Origin of the sequence: Vibrio sp. TRT 2004 (assembly GCF_050113735.1) — a bacterium.
Taxonomy (GTDB): Bacteria; Pseudomonadota; Gammaproteobacteria; order Enterobacterales; family Vibrionaceae; genus Vibrio.
Map to the genome: position 1 here is coordinate 78,294 of NZ_JBNJOH010000007.1, position 17,396 is coordinate 95,689.

A 17,396-nucleotide genomic window follows, 5' to 3' on the forward strand; every position below is an offset into this window, starting at 1 on the left:
ATAACAATTAAATAGTTGGCACATCCTATGCTAACTACTAGTAAGGTAATTAAACCATGTCAGGAGATAGCATGAATAACCATACCCAAAACGTCATTCATGTCGTTCAACATCTTGCCCCTGGAGGGCTCGAATCACTGGCACTCAACATGATGACGTTTTCCAACCCTGAGCACCATGTATTGATTGTTAGCCTAGAAGGTTCAAAGGAAGAGGCGATTTCTCACTGGCCTCGGTTAGGAGAAGTCGAAGATCACCTCGTGTTTCTTGATAAACCGGCAGGGTTCAGTTTTACGACATTACATCGTCTATATAAGCTATTTCGCACCTTAAAACCGACCACTGTACACACTCACCATATTGGGCCAATCATTTACGGAGCGATTGCAGCACGTCTTGCTAACGTCAAAGCCCGAATCCACACCGAACACGATGCTTGGCACTTGTCCAACCCAAAGCACTGTTCATTACAAAAATTGGCTCTCGCTATCGCCAAACCCTCTATCGTCGCCGATGCGAAATTGGTGAGAGATCAATTACTTGAACGACTTAACTATCACGACGTATCTGTGATCAATAACGGCATTGATTGTCAGCGTTTTAAACCAGGATCAAAGCACCTCGCCCGTCAGGCACTAGGCCTTCCCCTTTCTTCGACCATCATTGGCAGTGCTGGACGCCTCGAACATGTTAAGGGTCACGACATACTGCTTGATGCCATGGTGTTGCTGCCCAATAACCTGTATCTGGTGATTGCCGGAGCAGGTTCGCAAAAAGAGGCACTTGAACAACAAGCACAAAGGCTCGGGATTAGCCAACGTGTAATTTTACTCGGCCTCGTCGACGACATGTGTCGCTTTTACCAATCTTTAGATCTGTTCTGTCTTCCATCTAGGAGTGAAGGCTACCCTCTTTCCACGCTTGAAGCACAAGCATGCGGCATTGTTACCGTTGCCTCCGATGTGGGTGCTTGCAGCGAAACCCTTTGTCCTATAACAGGTTCAGCGGTCGAAAGTAATAACCCAAATGCACTGGCAGAGGCTCTATTAAATAACTTAGTGGACAGACATCGTACGTACTCGCCAAGGGAGTTTGTTCTTAATAACAATGATATACGCCAAATGGTCAAAGCCTATGACCAACTAGCTGTGGAGAAAAACGCATGATGGAACTTCTATTGAGCACTCTGTTTTTCATCTCGAGTAGTTTGATTATCTATCACCATGTCGGATATCCAGTATTACTCTCATGGTATTCAAAACATCATCCGCTCAAGGCGATTAAACACGCTTCCCGAGGCTATAGACCAGTGACGAGTGACCAAGATTGTGCGTCGATCACTATTCTCGTGCCAGCCTATAACGAAGAACAGTGGATTGCAGATAAGATTCGCAATCTGTCGTCACTCGATTATCCTAAAAGTCGTTACAACGTGATTATTGCTTGCGATGGTTGCACAGACAACACCGCCTTAATTGCAGAGCAGACTATTCAAGAAGCTATCTGCGCTGATACGCACTTTGAAATTCGTGTGTTTAACGAAAATCGCGGTAAAGTGTCCGTCATCAATCAACAGATGTCGACGATATCTACTGATATTACTGCGCTTAGCGACGTATCCGCCCTAATCTCTATTGATGCGTTGTGGTTAGCTAATCGTCATTTTCATGATTGCCAAGTTGGTGTTGTTAACGGTCACTACCAACTATTTAACCATCACAATGAAGGCGAGAATCGCTACTGGCAGTACCAAAGTAAAGTCAAAATGCATGAGGCCTCCCTAGGGTCTACGCTCGGTGCGCACGGCGCGTTTTATCTATTCCGTACCCATCTGTTTAAAAGCATGGGTACGGACACGATCAACGACGACTTCATCATTCCTATGGAGATTGTTCGCCAAGGTTACTTAGCCAAATATGAGCCCAGAATGGTGGCGTTGGAAATGGAAGCAACCAACCAACAAAATGACTACCACCGCCGATTAAGAATCTCCGCGGGTAACATGCAACAAGCGATACTATTGGCCGATATGTTTATGCCTCGCTACCGTGGTGTCGCTTTTGCCTTTGCATCGGGAAAAGGCTTACGCCTGCTCACCCCTTACCTGCTGATTCTTTGCCTAATTTCGTCAATAGTATTGATGGACAACCCTCTATTTATGGCAGCGTTAACGGGGCAAATCGCCCTCTATTCTCTGGCGTTGCTCAGTTACTTCTTGCCCTACATATTCAGCCACAGAGTCTGCAAGTTGGTGCTCTATATTGTCGCAGGACACTGTGCAAACCTCATTGGTGGCTTACGTTACCTACTCGGTCTTGAATCAGGAAAATGGTCTCGTGTAGACCAATAAGGATATATTATGAGCAATGTATCAACACACATGTCAATCTGGTTAGCTAAACGCCTTTTTGATCTATTTGGTGCGATCTTTGGTTTACTCCTTTTATCGCCTTTTATCCCCTTCATTGCAGTGGCAATAAAAGTCAGTTCACCGGGCCCCGTTTTCTACAAACAACTTCGTGTTGGTAAATCGACTCCTGAAAAAATGGTCTTCTTTGAAATCATTAAGTTCCGCACCATGTATCAGGACGCAGAGCAACGAACTGGGGCTGTTTGGGCAACCGAAAACGACCCAAGAATCACGCCTGTTGGTCGCTTTCTGCGTAAAACGCGCCTAGATGAAATCCCCCAGCTGTTTAACGTGGTAGTCGGAGATATGTCTTTGATAGGCCCAAGACCGGAACGTCCAAGTTTTTACAACAAGCTGGAAGCAGCCATTCCCTATTTCGCTGACCGAACCTATGGCGTGATGCCAGGTATTACCGGATTGGCTCAGGTTAACCAAGGTTATGACACTTGTATTGATGATGTGCGTAGGAAAGTCGGCTACGACCACAGTTACGCGTTGTCACTCTGTTCGATGAAATCTTGGTTAGCAATGGACATGAGTATCATCACAAAAACCATCATTGTTATGTTTGATGGCCGAGGACGATAGTCGTTGCATGTGTGTGATTTAATGCACATTTTCGTATCTAATGCGGATAAAACTACGACAATTCGCTTAGATATAAAGCAAACGAGCTAAAATCGATAAAAATGCTCTTGCACGATCGAATAACTCTCGGTAACATCCGTCTCGTTCTTAAGGAATGGGTCCGTAGCTCAGTTGGTTAGAGTACTACCTTGACATGGTAGGGGTCGGCGATTCGAGTTCGCCCGGACCCACCAAATTTAGTTCTTAGGAACAAAACGCAAAGCCCGCTTAATGCGGGCTTTGTTGTATTTCACGTTTCTACTTTATCTTGAATCAAAATTATTTGTCATTTTGACTTTCATTTAGCTACCCATTTGGGGTCGGTTCCAAAACTCACACCACTGAAAGTTCTCCTAGTCGAACCGCGCTAGAGCACAAATAGCCAAATACTGGCTGATTGACGCCTCTTATCAACATGCTTTTCTGGACGTAGCTAAAAACTCTACTAAGTCAGTCCCATAACCCTAACTCCTCCAATACACGGAATGTATCAAATGGTTTAGGAAACGCATTTTGCATTCTTATTATCTCATTCATATCTAAATGGGAGATGTCTACGCTAAACTCGAAAGGTTCTGATATTGATGAGTTTTCAAGTGCCTCACGCTGTTGGGACGTAAGTTGATTACTTAACCCTCTAAGTGTTTCCATTTCTTGAGATGAACATTGTTCCGAGTTACTCAAAGAGATATAACCAATAACTAAACGCTTATCAATTTTAGACAATCCCTTAAACCAATCATTTACAGGAAACGGTTCTACATTTGAAGTCATTTCATTGTTACAACGTTCAATCGCATCACCTACTTCGATAAGTGCCTGATTAAAAGTTGTCGCACTTTGCGAGGTAAAAGATACAAGTAACAAGAAAATACTATAACGACGCATCAGCAACACACCTCCAAAATTCTCTCTCTTCACCATGGCTATATAAAGCTTCCATTGTGGCGATTTTCCTAATACGTTCTTTGGTTGTCTTTCCTGCCCCCTGAACAACCCTTGAAAACTCTACCCAGTCATAACCTGCAATGTTGATTAATTTATCTGCGGCATGACTTCTACCTAGAAATATATCTAGAATAGGAACAAAGCCTAAAGCAATAACAAGGTAATTACTTTGCTCTGCTACATACTGAATCTCTTTTACTGCATCTTTACTTCGACTTGAGAGTTTTAAATTGTTGATAGAGCAATAACCTAATTTTGTCACAACCACACCCCATACAAACCGCGTTGTATATAAGAAGACTCTATCAACTGCTTTCTACATGTCTATACGGAAGAATCTGAACTTATTTAATCTGCGCCACACCATCACATTATTGTTTCAGCTCAATGGTCCCAAATTGGCTTCGGTTATACGCACACAAACCTTGACGCTGATGCGTCAGAGCGTTACTTAAATGGCAAATACCGTAATGCCGTTGATAAAACTTATGGCGGCTTGTACGTAGACCTAGGAGTTAGCCTAACCGAGGCGCTGTTTGTTGCAGGCAATGCCAGCTTTGTGACTCGCTTGAGCTCGGAAATTGATTCTTGGCAAGCCGGCGCTGGATTTAATTCGTTCTCAGTTCGTATCGCGAAGCATATGTTTTATGGGTACGATACTCATCACTGATATTGGTGATTTGTGTTCAGATATTTGATAGGATCGGCGCCTTATTCAGGACCGAGCGATACCATGAACCGTAAAAAGAAGATCAATAGCATCTTAAAAGCTAAGCAAAAGAAGATAAACGCTAAGCTACATAAGAGTAATAAACCTCGCTACATCTCAAAAGCCGAGCGCGCTAAGCTAGAAGCAGAAGAGGCAAACCTCAACAATGAAGAGGCGTTGGTCGAGCAAGAATCAGCGGCAAGCGAACAACACGCTCAACACTAATTTCCAAATAGAAAAGCCAGTCGGGTTTACCCAACTGGCTTTTTTGTTCTTCCCTTTGGTCACTGACCCGCTTCATAGCCACCATCAAACGAAACCAACTTGATTTCCAGTTTAGCTCCGAAGTAGCGAAGTGCTAGCTTGGGGTCTTGGTTGTCAGTGACTTTCTTTCCTAGCGCTTCCAACAGCTCAGCCATAAAATCTTTAACTGGTTGTTCCGCATCAGCCAAATGCTGTTCTAGAGTATGATTATGCATTAGATTCCTAGCCATAACGTTATCAATCAATCGTTTATAGTTAAGTCCTTATTCAACCGAGGACATTAAAATGGAAACTATAAAAACGATCTTAAATGGCAATCACTACCGCTATTCGTTTCACCACTGTGAAGGTTCAGACCAATACGCTATTTTTCTTTTAGGCGCGTTACAGGACATAGAAAGTGTCCACAGTTTCTCGACCTTCTTTGCGACAAAATTGAACTGTATAACCATTGAGGTTCCTGGAACCGGTCATACAGAAAATCTTGAATCGACAGTCAGTATACGTTCACAAGCGATTATGTTGCGCGATTTTATCGAGTATTTAGGGGTTAAAAATGCCCATATTATTGGCTTTTCTTATGCTACAGCTGTTGCGGTAGAACTGTGCGACATATGGCCGCATGTGCTGTCGATGTCGATTTGTGGTGGCGTCCCAGGCATCCCTTCTTCGGGACGTCTTGCGACTAAGAAAATGATCGCGGCTGCGATGGACAACCCAACGAGCTTTGCGCAGTCATTTACTGAGTCTTTGACTGTAAACAACAGCGATATTCCACGTAACAAAGCCATCATTAAGGCGACAGTCAGGAGCATCACTAATATGTCACAACAGCGTATTGACGTGTTCTTTGAGAACTCCGTTAGATTGCTGGTTCATACACCGTCCAATGTGACCAATATCTCTGTACCATGCACAATATGTGTTGGTGAGTTTGATCCATATGTCACGAAGGAAACCGCTCAATCCTTTGCAAACCAACTCAAAAATGGTCGCCTTGTGGTGATAAAAAACGCCGACCATTTAGTCCATTTGCAATATCCCGACAAGGTTGCCGCTCTAATGTTAGCCCAAGCGAATTCAGCGATAGCGCTCGATGAAGCTCTGTTAGCATTAACCTAAATAACTAGTGAACATTGTTGTTTTTTAGTGAGATATAATCAACTCAAGGCTCTGCGCAATTTGAGTTGATTATTTCCACTTGATGGAACTAGATCACATTTTTTATATAGATCTTTGATAGTGTGGTCAGTATTTCTACTGCACGCTTCTTACATTCACCCTTTAAATAACGCAATGCTTCTACGATCAGTGCGTCACGCAAATGCTGGATTTGACGTAATTGATGAAATTGTGGGAATAAACGCATTTCACTGGTGAAATTTACGTGCGAGTTAAGTTCAAAACCCAGTTTGACCCTAAATCCTATCGCGACCGAAAAATCTCTTACTTTATTCACATCTTCAAGTTGCTGATATTGATACTCTGAAAGGCCTAAAACTCGCGAGATAACATCAATAGGAATTTGGTGTTCTAAGCGAAAACGTTTAACTGTAATCGCAACTGAGCGGTAGTAGTCGATCGCAAAGGCATTGATATCTAACACTGGCGGTGGCAACAACTCGTTGTAGTTAATATCAGGATCGCTCTGAGATTCTACGTCAGAACGAAAAGATCGAAACTGTTGCTTATTCTCCTCACTCATCATATTCGTCACGAGATCGAGGTAAAGGTGAAATTGTTCGGCTGGAAGTCGACCAATGCAGTACAAAGCTTCGATGGCTTTGTCATCCATTCCTCGGTAATGCTCTTTCATTTTGAGGGCAAGATAAAAGCTGGTCATCGGAACCATCATGACCCACGACATTGCTGCCACGACATGGATTGGTCTGATCGAGTGATAGCTTTGCTGCATGTAACGCTTTAGAGTCGAGCCATTGATACCTGTTGTTCGCTGCTCTAAGTCGCGAAATGACATCCCTTGAGCACGTCGAATAAAGGACATAGACACAGCCATATCCGTATCAATGGTTTTCAGTAGTGTATCTAACGTTTCGATCTTTTGTTCTGAAACGCTGATTGTGACCTGATCCGCTCGATTTAACATACAACAAAACCTAACTAAAACAATGAATAAGCTACCTACAGTTGAGTCGGTAACTCTACCATAATCTGTGCAAACCTTGAACAATCAGTCGCAACCAGTGGGTAGGATATTGAACCACCCATCATCTTGTCTCAGCATGCCAGTTTGGTTGTCAGTTACGTGTGATAATTAGATTTCTATCGATAGCGATATAACGGTCAGCGGCATCAATAAGTGATTGCGCGGTAAGTCCTGGTACGCCAAAAACGTCTACTTTCGTCGCAAATCGAGTCTGAATTCTATCCACTAACACGTCGAAGTCACCATCACCAGTCAGCAGAATAACGCGATCTACTTGCGATGCCGTCTCATAAACATCCAGTGCTAATCCAACGTCCCAGTCCCCTTTCGCACTGCCATCATTTCTTTGGATAAAGGGTTTGAGTTTAACGTTAAAGCCAATGCCGCGAAGAATATGATGAAACTGACGCTGTTTGGGATCATGTGAAGCAATGGCATAGGCATTTGCTGCAATCACCTCTCTACCTTCTGTGGCGATATACCAAAACTGGTTGTAATCAAAATTGGCGCGATATTTATCTCGCGTGGTGTAGTAGATGTTTTGAACGTCTACGAATATAGCCACTTTTTCCATAGATACTTTTGAGCTTAGAGTGATGCCCTGACTCTAACAGAATCAGGGCATCAGTGCAGCAGTCATCACGGCTAGTTGTACCATTTCAGTTTGTCGTGCAAAGACGTCACACTGCCCACGACAATCAGTGCGGGGCTCACAGCTTGCTCTGCCAGCGACGCTAAATCTTTGAGCGGGCCAGTAAAGACTCGCTGTTCGCGGCGCGTGCCATTTTCTATTATTGCGCAGGACATCTGCTCATCTAAACCCGTTTCGAGCAGCTTCTCAGCAATATAGCCACTCTGTTTTAGTCCCATGTAGAATACCAAGGTGTTGTTCGATTGAGCCAGAGAACACCACTCTATTTCACGGCCATCTTTCTGAACATGACCAGTAATAAACTGCACGCTTTGCGCATGGTCTCGATGAGTCAACGGAATGCCTGCATAAGCGGTTGCGCCTGCTGCTGCCGTAATCCCAGGAACCACTTCAAATCCAATCCCATGTTCAGCCAGTTCTTCTAGCTCCTCTCCACCTCGACCGAATATAAACGAGTCACCACCTTTAAGTCTGACGACTCGTTTGCCTTGGCTTGCTTTATCGACGAGTAATTGATTGATCTGTTCCTGCGGTACACAGTGGTAATCGAGCTTTTTACCAACGTAGATCATTTCTGCTTGGGTATTTGCTAAAGCGAGAATGTCTGGGGAGACTAAGCGATCATAAACAACCACTTCTGCCTGCTGAATGACGCGATACCCTTTAACAGTCAGTAGCTCTGGATCACCAGGGCCAGCTCCCACTAAAGAAACGAAGCCGCTGTGAAGTGGTGAAATATTAGAAGCAGTCATAGTCACGCCCTTTGAGAAAATTTGAATATAAAAAGTAACACTCACAGCGAGGAATGAAGTGGCTACTTTTTATAGTCAACTAACGTTAAAACTAAAAGATGCCCCATGATTTCACATGGGGCGGTATTGAGATTATTTCGCTAGTACTGGTTTCGCGTTTACTTCTTCAGCATCAGACAGTGCAGGCGCCGCTTTCGCATGCGTTAGGTATAGAGGAAGACAAGTCATTAGCAGACCACCAACAATGTTACCCAAGATGGTTGGAATGAGGTTGAAGTTCAACCAAGTCGCGATACCAAAATCGGCACCCAGAATCATACCTAGTGGGAATAGGAACATATTGACGACTGTGTGCTCAAACACAAGAGCAAAGAAGATGAAGATCGGGAACCACATCATTGCAATGCGGCCAGCCAATGTACGACCTGTCATGTTACCAATCACACCCAGACACACCATTAGGTTACAGAAGATACCGCGTACGAAACAGGTGATCCAACCGTCCATACCCATGTTCTCGAAACCAAGGCTACGTGCCGTCGATACCGCAATGAATTTTTGTGCAACGGCATTTGGTTCGAGTGAGAAGTTACCCGTCAATGAGACTGCAACAAGAAACGCAACAATCAGAGAGCCAATGAGGTTACCAAGTCCAACCAGACCCCAACAACGGAATACGCGGTTCCAAGTAATACCAGGGCGATTTTCAAGCTTAGCCAGAGGTGCAAGACCGAAGACACCGGTTACTAGGTCATAGCCCATCACGCTAAGAATGACAAAACCCACTGGGAACACTAACGCGCCAACCACGCCCATGCCCGTTTGAACGATGGTCGTAATCGCAACAACAACCGCCAATGACAAAATGATACCTGCCATCGTGCCACGCAAAAGCAAGTCACGAGTACTTGTTTTGGTTTTTGCTTCACCCACGTTAATCATGGTTTGTACAAATTCAGCAGGTTTAAAATCAGTAGACATGAATGTGTCCTTATTCAAAGTAAAAGTTAAAAGTTGAAATCGAATAGTGAAAGGCTCGCTGTTTCTCTGTTCCTCACTGTGAAACAGCAAACCTTTAGGCTATTAAATCTCGCCTTAACGCTAGGTTAAGCTGCGATTTCTACCTGCCCTTTTACTACACGAGCCTTATAGGCTTTGACGTTGAACTGCTGGTTTTCCATGCATACGCCAGTCATCAGGTTGAAGCGCTGCTTTTTCAATGGACTCGCCACCCATAATTCATCGCTATGTTCAACAATCAAACCACGTGACAACACGTTCGACTGATAGAAAGGATCCATGTTGCTAATCGCAAACACTTCTTCAGTCTTGGTTGGACGAAAGATCGCGACTTGTTCGCCTTCAACTAACGCACACACACCTGTTCCCGGGATGATGTCTTCAATGTTACATACTTTGGTAAATGCCATGATGTCGTCTCCCACTTAAACCAATTCAACATGAAGGATATCGCCCTTCACTTCAGGGTGTTTTTCCGTAAATGTAGCCGGACGATGCTGAGCACGCTCTTGAACGAACACGACATTGTCATCACGCTGATCTGAGTTAATGAAGTGAGCAAAGCGTTTTAGCTGAGCGGGGTCATTCACGGTATCAGTCCATTCACAGCGGAACTCTTCAACCAACTTAGCCACATCGGCTTCAAGCTGATCATTGATGCCTAGTTTGTTGTCAACAATCACTTCACGTAGATAGTTGATGCCACCTTCTAGGTTTTCCATCCATACTGAAGTGCGTTGAAGCGGTGCCGCTGTACGGATATAGAACATCATGAAACGGTCGATGTATTTGATCAGAGTTTCTTGGTCAAGATCGCTTGCTAGAAGATCGGCATGGCGTGGTTTCATACCGCCATTACCACAGACGTACATGTTCCAACCTGCGTCTGTTGCGATGATACCTAAATCTTTACCTTGTGCTTCAGCACACTCTCGAGTACAGCCAGAGACACCGAACTTCATCTTGTGAGGAGTACGGATACCTTTGTAACGGTTCTCAATCATCACACCCAGACCCACAGAGTCCTGCACGCCGTAACGACACCACGTTGAACCTACACATGTCTTCGCCATACGCAGCGCTTTAGCGTATGCCTGACCAGTTTCATAGCCCGCGGCAATCAGTTTGCTCCAGATCGCAGGAAGATCATCCTTCTGCGCACCGAATAGACCGATACGTTGAGCACCTGTCACCTTCGTATAAAGATTGTATTCAGCGGCAACTTCAGCCAGTACTTTCAATGCTTGAGGGGTTACTTCACCGCCCGCCATACGCGGAATGACTGAGTAAGTACCATCTTTTTGCATGTTACCTAGGAAGTTATCGTTGGTATCATGCAGTTTAACCAATTCAGGTTTAAGAATGTGCTCACCCCAGCATGACGCTAGAATTGAACCCACAAGTGGCTTACACACCTCACAGCCATAACCCTGACCGTATTTCTCTAACAACTCTTCGAATGACTTGATCTCTTCGATTCGAATCAGATGGAACAGTTCTTGACGAGAGTATGCGAAATGCTCACAAACATCGTTCTTCACTTCAACGCCCGCTTTGGCAAGCTCTGCGTTCAGTACAGAAGTCACTAATGGGATACAACCACCACAGCCAGTACCCGCACCTGTTACCGCTTTAATGTCACCAATCGTGTGGTGCCCATCAGCAACAGCCTGAGCAATCTTGCCTTTAGTAACATCGAAACAAGAACAGATAACCGCTGACTCTGGCAGTGCATCTGCACCCAATGTTGGTTTCTCTGCCCCCGCATGAGCAGGAAGAATAAGCGTATCTGGGTGTTTCGGTAGCTCAATTTCATTAAGCATTAATTGCAGCAAATCGCCGTAATCCGACGTATCGCCAACCATTACTGCACCAAGCAACGTCTTATTGTCTTCAGAAACAATCAGGCGTTTATAGACTTCTTGCTCTTCGTTTTGGTAGACATAGCTCTTACAGCCTGGAGTACGACCGTTGGCATCACCAATAGAACCTACTTTTACACCAAGCAGTTTTAGTTTTGCAGACATGTCTGCACCTTCAAACTTGCTCTCATTACCGACAAGGTGGTCAACGGCAACCGTCGCCATTTTGTAACCCGGTGCCACTAGGCCATAGAAAGTATTGTTCCACGATGCACATTCGCCAATCGCGTAAATGTTCTTATCCGTGGTTTGACAGTGGTCGTCAATCTCAATACCCCCTCGCGGTGCAACGCCTAACCCCATTTGACGAGCAAGTTTATCTTGTGGACGGATACCCGCCGAGAACACGATAAAATCTGTCTCAAGCTCGGTCCCATCCGCAAAACGCATAACGTTTCTCGCTTCTTTACCCTCAGGTGCAATTTCAAGCGTGTTCTTGCTAGTGTGTACCTTCACACCCATGCTTTCGATTTTGTGACGCAGTTGATTACCGCCCGCTTGGTCTAACTGCTCCGCCATCAACTTAGGTGCAAACTCAACAACATGAGTCTGCACACCTAGCGCTTTCAATGCGCCAGCGGCTTCAAGCCCGAGTAGACCACCACCAATAACCACACCCACTTTGCTTTTCTTAGCGCATGCTTCGATTGCTTTAAGATCTTCGATAGTACGGTAAACAAAACAGTCTTTGCTCTCGCGACCTTTAATCGGCGGAACAAATGGGAACGAGCCAGTCGCCATAATCAGCGTGTCGTATTGAATCTCACGACCTGAGCTTGAATGAACAATACGCTTCTCGCGGTTTACGTTGATCGCACGCTCACCAATTAACATGTTAATACCATGTTTTTCGTAAAAGCCTTCTTTTACAAGAGAAAGCTCGTCCGCAGTGTGGTGAGAAAAGTAAGAAGAAAGGTGGACACGATCGTATGCTACGCGTGGTTCTTCACAGAAAACCGTGATTTCATATTGAGAAACATCCGTTTTATCAACAAGGTCTTCGATATAACGGTGTCCTACCATACCGTTACCGATAACGACCAGCTTCAACTTGCTCATAATACTTCCTAAGGGTTAGGTTCTTATCTGAGCTGATTGTTAATTATGAAAGAAAATTAATACATGATGTAAATCAATTACAGAATTAAACTACTCCAAAGGGGTAGGAACACAATTTAACCAACTAAAATCAGTAAATTAATTACATTAATGGATATTTGGATAAAATATCACCAATCATTCCTTATGCGATATTTGTATAGATTGAAATCTCTGTTCACACCTCTCATCCACAGTGATAGAAATGCCACCACACCCTAGCAATATTTTGAATCAACATCTCACACAGCACGAAACAAAGTGTAATAAGCTCAATTTTGCAACAGAGTTTTGCTCGTAATCATGTTTCAACAACCCTATATGAAATTAATTAATCAAATTGATTCACATCAATTACTAATGGGTATGTGCATAGTTATCATGCGCCGCTTTAAGTCAAATAAAACAATAACTAAACATAATTATTCTTAAACGTAGCAATGCCAAAACATGAGAAAGAGTCAAAAAATATGGATGAAACAACGCTCAACAAAGATTACTGCGCTTCTGCAAACCTAATATCAACCACAAGCTCATCGAGTCATATTACTCATGCCAACGAGGATTTTTGTGGCGTTGCCGGTTACTCTGAATCTGAACTGATCGGCAATCCACACAATATGGTTCGCCACACAGATATGCCTAAGCAAGCATTTAAACAGATGTGGGATTATCTAAAGCAAGGTAAAAGCTGGATGGGACTGGTGAAAAACCAGTGTAAAGATGAGAAACATTACTGGGTTTCCGCCTTTGTCACCCCCATCAAATCAGAAAGCGGCGAAATCATCGAGTTTCAATCGGTTCGTTCTAAGCCGACCAAAGCACAAGTTCTAAGAGCGGAAGCATTGTATAAAAAACTCCGCACTGGAAACGCGCCTAAGAAACCCCGCCTCCCCCTCACAACGGTTGCTCTCGCACTCGCAGTGTTCACCACGCTCGTCGCAGTTATTGGGGTTATATCGGCACCGAATTGGCCAAGTATCATGCTGCTGATCTGCACCACATTGACTAGCGGTGCTCTCCTCTACCAACGTAAGCGCGTTGGTGAACTGACAGCGCTAGCCAATCGCGCCTATTCGAACCCCTTAATGGAGCGACCTTATACCAACCACTTTGATGACTATTCTCAAGTGGAATTGGCACTAATGATGAAAAGTGCTGAGTTACGCGCAGTAACGGCTCGAGCGACTGAAACATCAGGGCAGATTCTGGCCTCAGCGGAAGATGAGTTCGCAACCATACAATCCATCGGGCAAAGCTTGGATCAGCAATGCAACGAGACGGAGCAAGTGGCAGCCGCGGTAGAACAGCTAACCCACTCAATTAGCGAAGTTGCCAATGCAGCATCGGCGGCGTCTATGCTAGCAGAACAAGCCGATCAAGAATCAAAACGTGGCTTAGAGAGTATTCAGTACACCATCACTGAGGTCACGACGCTGGCAAACGAACTTAACCGCGCACAAGGAATTATCAATGTACTGGCTCAAGACAGCCAAAAAATCGATAGTATTCTTGAAGTTATCACGACGATTTCAGAACAAACCAATCTGCTCGCACTTAATGCCGCTATCGAGGCCGCCAGAGCGGGTGAAGCGGGACGTGGGTTTGCCGTCGTTGCTGACGAAGTTCGCAATCTCGCCTCCAAAACTGGCACTTCTGCAAACGAAATTCACGCAATGATCCGCCAGTTGCAAGAGACCGCAGAGAGCGCGGTTGTTGCCATGCAGCAAGGGATTGCTCTTTCTACTAACTGTAAGGAACGCGCCGACCAAACCGGTGGTGTACTCGATAAGATTTCACAAAAACTCAATGCAGTGACCGACAGCAGTGTACAAATTGCGGCTGCCGTGGAGCAACAAGCGAGTGTCACTAACGAGATCAACACCAATATCGTCAACATTAAGAATCTGTCTGACGAAACCTTATGTACGTCACAATCGTCGATTGAACGTACCAGTGCTCTTGTTGATAAGATAGAAGGCTTACAGCGCTTAATGAAACAATTTCAAACTTCATAAACCGTTCTTTCTGCCCCTCGCCACTCTATGATCTGCTGAGGGGTTCATTCGAGGTGCGTTTGATCGCTTTTTTAGCCTCAATAATCGAGTCTGTTATATTAGTGTGAAGTGGGTTTATTTCTTGCCTTGATTCTCAACATGAAAAGAATATTATGAGTGGATATTCATAACTGAGCATATGTTTACTCACTGGAGAAGGCGGTTCGAATGGAGCTCGACATATTCAACCCTTCGCGGCAATTGCGTCGAGCTGTGTTATTTTGGCTCAGTATGCTTTCGGCCGTCATGTCTGCCTTTTTAACTGTCGTTAATATCGCTTCTGGCACCTATAGTTTACATCATTACAATGAAGCGGCTTTTGGTGTTCTGTCTCTTGTTGTTGGTTACTTCACCTATCGCAAATATACCTCAAAGCCACTTGTTACCGCTTATGTATATTGCTTGATTGCCTCAACCTCAATTGCAACTTATTACTATCCCATCAAGTACGGGGTTTTCCTTTGGGCTTGTTTGTTCCCTGTCGTCTTTTACCTAATCCTTGGTCGTCGCTATGGCTTTCTCGCCACTGGTGTTGGCTTTATAACTCAGTTAGCCATTATACTGCATCGTATTATGGGCGAGGATGTGATCAGCTCGATTCATTTGGTACTTAACTTCTCTTTAGTGTTTCTCGCGATATGGGTAACCGCACACGTGCTTGAGGTTAAGCGAAGAGTCTCTGAAGCATCTTTAGGGCAACTCGCCTCACGTGATGCTCTGACTGGCGTTTACAACCGCCACGCACTCTCGCACAACTTTGAACGGTATCGCAATGAAAGTAGAAAGTTACCTATGTCTCTGCTTGTCTTAGACTTGGACTTTTTTAAATCAGTGAATGATCGCTATGGTCATGATGTGGGTGACAAAGTGTTGATGCAAACCGCCGCCTTACTCGATTCACTGAGTGACGAACATCTGGTCTATCGCATTGGGGGAGAAGAGTTTTGCGTCGCTTTGCACGACACGGGATTGGATTTGGCAAAAATGAAAGCGGAACAAATTCGTAATGCCATCGAATGTTATTGCTTTAATACACCAGCAGAACCGATTGCGCTGACCGCCAGCATTGGTGTTTACCTATGTAACCACTATGCCAACTTAGAATCTGTTCTCAGAGAGGCAGATAAAGAACTCTATCACGCTAAAAAGAATGGCCGCAATCAGGTAAAAGTTTGCAACCTTTCTCCTTCTAAACTCAGTTTTTTACAGCCCTAATTCTGCTGTCCCTCTTCGAATACAACATTATAATTTTCAGTGTACGTACAATGTGGTTGACGGCTGCAGGTGAAAAAACGTCGACCTTTGTGCTCACCTTGGCTGGCGGTCTTAATCACCATTGGACTTCCGCAACGTTTACAAAAACGAACCTCTTTTTCGGGTTCAATCAGATCAATATGTGCCGCAAGTAATCGGCGCAATCTACTCACCTGATAGCTATGTTTGATGTTGGCTCCAATCAGAGGGATCCCAGCCGACTTACACACATGCATCAGGAGCTTTTGCCGTTCGACCTTACCTTTATCCAACTCTTTGCCATTGTCTAATTCAATAACGACACGAACTTCAAGAGTGCGAGGATCGCACACAACGTAGTCAAAATAGCTTTTAGCGATGCGATTGTTGGCAATAAACCACTGTTTCTTGTCCGTCGCCAATGGGGCGATCACATTGGACAAGTTCACTTTACTCATCACCACTCCATGCTGCCCTACTGCCGTAATCAATGCGTTGTAAAACGCCGACTCTTGTCCTGTAAGAAGTGGGCCTTTCTTTTTATACGAGCAGTCTTTTAGCTCATCTTGTTTAAGATAACGCTTTTGTATAACGACGAAGAAAATGACCAATATGGCAACAACTATGAAAACGCTTTCCATCTGGTTTCTGCTAACCCTATATAAAGTGGATATTTGTTTTTGATATTTAATTATTCGATATTATACCCAGACAGCAATAAGTGGTTAACGTTTTTGAGAGGCAGAGGCAGGTAGGGCTAACTTTATGACTACTCTTTGCTCTGGTTTGATTTGTTTAATATCTTCGCCCCAATATTTTTCAACTAGGCGATCTATCAAACCACTGCGTTTGGCATCGAGTAATGCCTGTTCAATCTTATGACGATATGGTGCCATATTAGGCGAGAGATAGAACTTAAAGTCGCGTTCGTAAACGAGTATTAGACGTTGCTCTATTGCAAGGTGAGGGTTTTGCTGCGACTCGGTAACGATCTCATTCAAACCACGAGGAAAGTAGTTCACCTTACCGTCGGTGGTGAGGAGGTTGTACAAAACTCGCCATTCACCATCCTGAAGGTAGACGTTGAGACCATTGTTCTGCCATACCTTGGCATCATACCAATTGATCCCCATACCGGCGACCTTATCAATGCCTTGTAGCTCTTCGAGTGAGGTCACCTTATCAAATACTGGCTGCAGTTTAGGCGGAATTAGCAGCACTCGCTTGCCAATCAACCCATTCGTTAAGGGCACATCAACTGCGATATAACGACGATCTCGCTCCGCCGTACTGATTAGCCAAGTCATACTTAACTGGTTGGCTTCCACCATCTTAAGCACTCGCTTTTGCGGGATATGTTCACTGGGCTCTTCAATGAAAACTTCAAAACCCGCATTGCTCAGCGCTTGATAAAGAAGTTCATGGTAATACCTATGCCCGCCATCAATTTGCGAGGCTAGAGTGAGCGTGATGGTTTCTTTTGCCCAAGTCAACGGCGCAAGAGCGCATAACAGTACAACGAATAATTTCATATCAT

Annotated in this window: 18 protein-coding genes and 1 tRNA gene; 8 read left to right on the top strand and 11 right to left on the bottom strand. The window is 44.4% G+C overall.

The features are described 5' to 3' along the window. Positions 1-71: 71 nt before the first annotated feature. The 4 genes from ACQEXR_RS04925 (at position 72) to ACQEXR_RS04940 (ending at position 3,231) form a co-directional block, all read left to right on the top strand. Positions 72-1,166 carry a glycosyltransferase gene (locus tag ACQEXR_RS04925; protein WP_427019861.1) on the top strand — a complete coding sequence of 365 codons (1,095 nt, stop codon included), beginning with the start codon at positions 72-74 and terminating at the stop codon, positions 1,164-1,166. Next, positions 1,163-2,350 (top strand): glycosyltransferase family 2 protein, encoded by a 1,188-nt coding sequence (locus ACQEXR_RS04930; RefSeq protein WP_331426537.1) that lies wholly within the window; start codon positions 1,163-1,165, stop codon positions 2,348-2,350. The genes ACQEXR_RS04925 and ACQEXR_RS04930 overlap by 4 nt, the downstream gene beginning before the upstream one ends. A 9-nt stretch (positions 2,351-2,359) precedes the next feature. Then, positions 2,360-2,998: a sugar transferase gene (locus ACQEXR_RS04935; protein ID WP_331416334.1), complete on the top strand. Its 639-nt coding sequence runs from the start codon at positions 2,360-2,362 to the stop codon at positions 2,996-2,998. Positions 2,999-3,154: 156 nt separating this feature from the next. Further along, positions 3,155-3,231 (top strand) — tRNA-Val (locus ACQEXR_RS04940). 256 nt (positions 3,232-3,487) lie between these two features. On the opposite strand, the gene ACQEXR_RS04945 is transcribed toward ACQEXR_RS04940, so the two are convergent. After that, positions 3,488-3,925 (bottom strand): hypothetical protein, encoded by a 438-nt coding sequence (locus ACQEXR_RS04945; RefSeq protein ID WP_427019862.1) that lies wholly within the window; start codon positions 3,923-3,925, stop codon positions 3,488-3,490. Then, positions 3,912-4,247 (bottom strand): hypothetical protein, encoded by a 336-nt coding sequence (locus ACQEXR_RS04950; protein ID WP_427019863.1) that lies wholly within the window; start codon positions 4,245-4,247, stop codon positions 3,912-3,914. Before ACQEXR_RS04950 ends, ACQEXR_RS04945 begins: the two co-directional genes overlap by 14 nt. 471 nt (positions 4,248-4,718) lie before the next feature. Between ACQEXR_RS04950 and ACQEXR_RS04955 the strand changes: the two genes are divergently transcribed. Further along, positions 4,719-4,919: a DUF2986 domain-containing protein gene (locus ACQEXR_RS04955; RefSeq protein ID WP_331416335.1), complete on the top strand. Its 201-nt coding sequence runs from the start codon at positions 4,719-4,721 to the stop codon at positions 4,917-4,919. A 59-nt stretch (positions 4,920-4,978) separates the two neighbouring features. Here the strand turns inward: ACQEXR_RS04955 and ACQEXR_RS04960 are convergent, their stop codons facing one another. Continuing rightward, positions 4,979-5,173 (bottom strand): hypothetical protein, encoded by a 195-nt coding sequence (locus ACQEXR_RS04960; RefSeq protein ID WP_426953241.1) that lies wholly within the window; start codon positions 5,171-5,173, stop codon positions 4,979-4,981. A 70-nt stretch (positions 5,174-5,243) separates the two neighbouring features. On the opposite strand from ACQEXR_RS04960, the gene ACQEXR_RS04965 reads away from it, so the two are divergent. Next, positions 5,244-6,080, top strand: a complete 837-nt coding sequence (locus ACQEXR_RS04965; protein WP_427019864.1) for an alpha/beta fold hydrolase — start codon at positions 5,244-5,246, stop codon at positions 6,078-6,080. An 88-nt stretch (positions 6,081-6,168) separates the two neighbouring features. On the opposite strand, the gene ACQEXR_RS04970 is transcribed toward ACQEXR_RS04965, so the two are convergent. From ACQEXR_RS04970 to nirB, 6 genes are all read right to left on the bottom strand, one after another. Continuing rightward, positions 6,169-7,065, bottom strand: coding sequence for a hypothetical protein (locus tag ACQEXR_RS04970; protein WP_171052130.1), 897 nt, complete (start codon positions 7,063-7,065; stop codon positions 6,169-6,171). Positions 7,066-7,216: 151 nt separating this feature from the next. Continuing rightward, complete coding sequence (locus ACQEXR_RS04975) at positions 7,217-7,699, bottom strand: NYN domain-containing protein (protein WP_138970915.1); 483 nt, start codon at positions 7,697-7,699, stop codon at positions 7,217-7,219. A gap of 71 nt (positions 7,700-7,770) precedes the next feature. Next, positions 7,771-8,529 carry a uroporphyrinogen-III C-methyltransferase gene (gene cobA, locus ACQEXR_RS04980; protein WP_427019865.1) on the bottom strand — a complete coding sequence of 253 codons (759 nt, stop codon included), beginning with the start codon at positions 8,527-8,529 and terminating at the stop codon, positions 7,771-7,773. A gap of 132 nt (positions 8,530-8,661) precedes the next feature. Further along, entirely contained in the window at positions 8,662-9,510 is an 849-nt protein-coding gene (locus ACQEXR_RS04985; protein WP_331416340.1) for a formate/nitrite transporter family protein, read from the bottom strand. Between the two features lie 125 nt (positions 9,511-9,635). Further along, positions 9,636-9,959, bottom strand: a complete 324-nt coding sequence (gene nirD, locus ACQEXR_RS04990) for a nitrite reductase small subunit NirD (protein WP_138970912.1) — start codon at positions 9,957-9,959, stop codon at positions 9,636-9,638. A gap of 15 nt (positions 9,960-9,974) precedes the next feature. Beyond that, positions 9,975-12,530, bottom strand: coding sequence for a nitrite reductase large subunit NirB (nirB, locus tag ACQEXR_RS04995; RefSeq protein ID WP_426953245.1), 2,556 nt, complete (start codon positions 12,528-12,530; stop codon positions 9,975-9,977). A 509-nt stretch (positions 12,531-13,039) separates the two neighbouring features. Here nirB and ACQEXR_RS05000 point away from each other — a divergent pair. Next, positions 13,040-14,587, top strand: a complete 1,548-nt coding sequence (locus ACQEXR_RS05000; RefSeq protein ID WP_427019866.1) for a methyl-accepting chemotaxis protein — start codon at positions 13,040-13,042, stop codon at positions 14,585-14,587. 207 nt (positions 14,588-14,794) lie between these two features. Beyond that, positions 14,795-15,841, top strand: coding sequence for a GGDEF domain-containing protein (locus ACQEXR_RS05005; protein WP_426953247.1), 1,047 nt, complete (start codon positions 14,795-14,797; stop codon positions 15,839-15,841). Here ACQEXR_RS05005 and ACQEXR_RS05010 read toward each other — a convergent pair. Beyond that, entirely contained in the window at positions 15,838-16,500 is a 663-nt protein-coding gene (locus tag ACQEXR_RS05010; protein ID WP_331418261.1) for a DUF2726 domain-containing protein, read from the bottom strand. The two genes, ACQEXR_RS05005 and ACQEXR_RS05010, sit on opposite strands and share 4 nt — an antisense overlap. Before the next feature lie 84 nt (positions 16,501-16,584). Beyond that, entirely contained in the window at positions 16,585-17,391 is an 807-nt protein-coding gene (locus ACQEXR_RS05015; protein ID WP_426953248.1) for a hypothetical protein, read from the bottom strand. Positions 17,392-17,396: the final 5 nt, after the last annotated feature.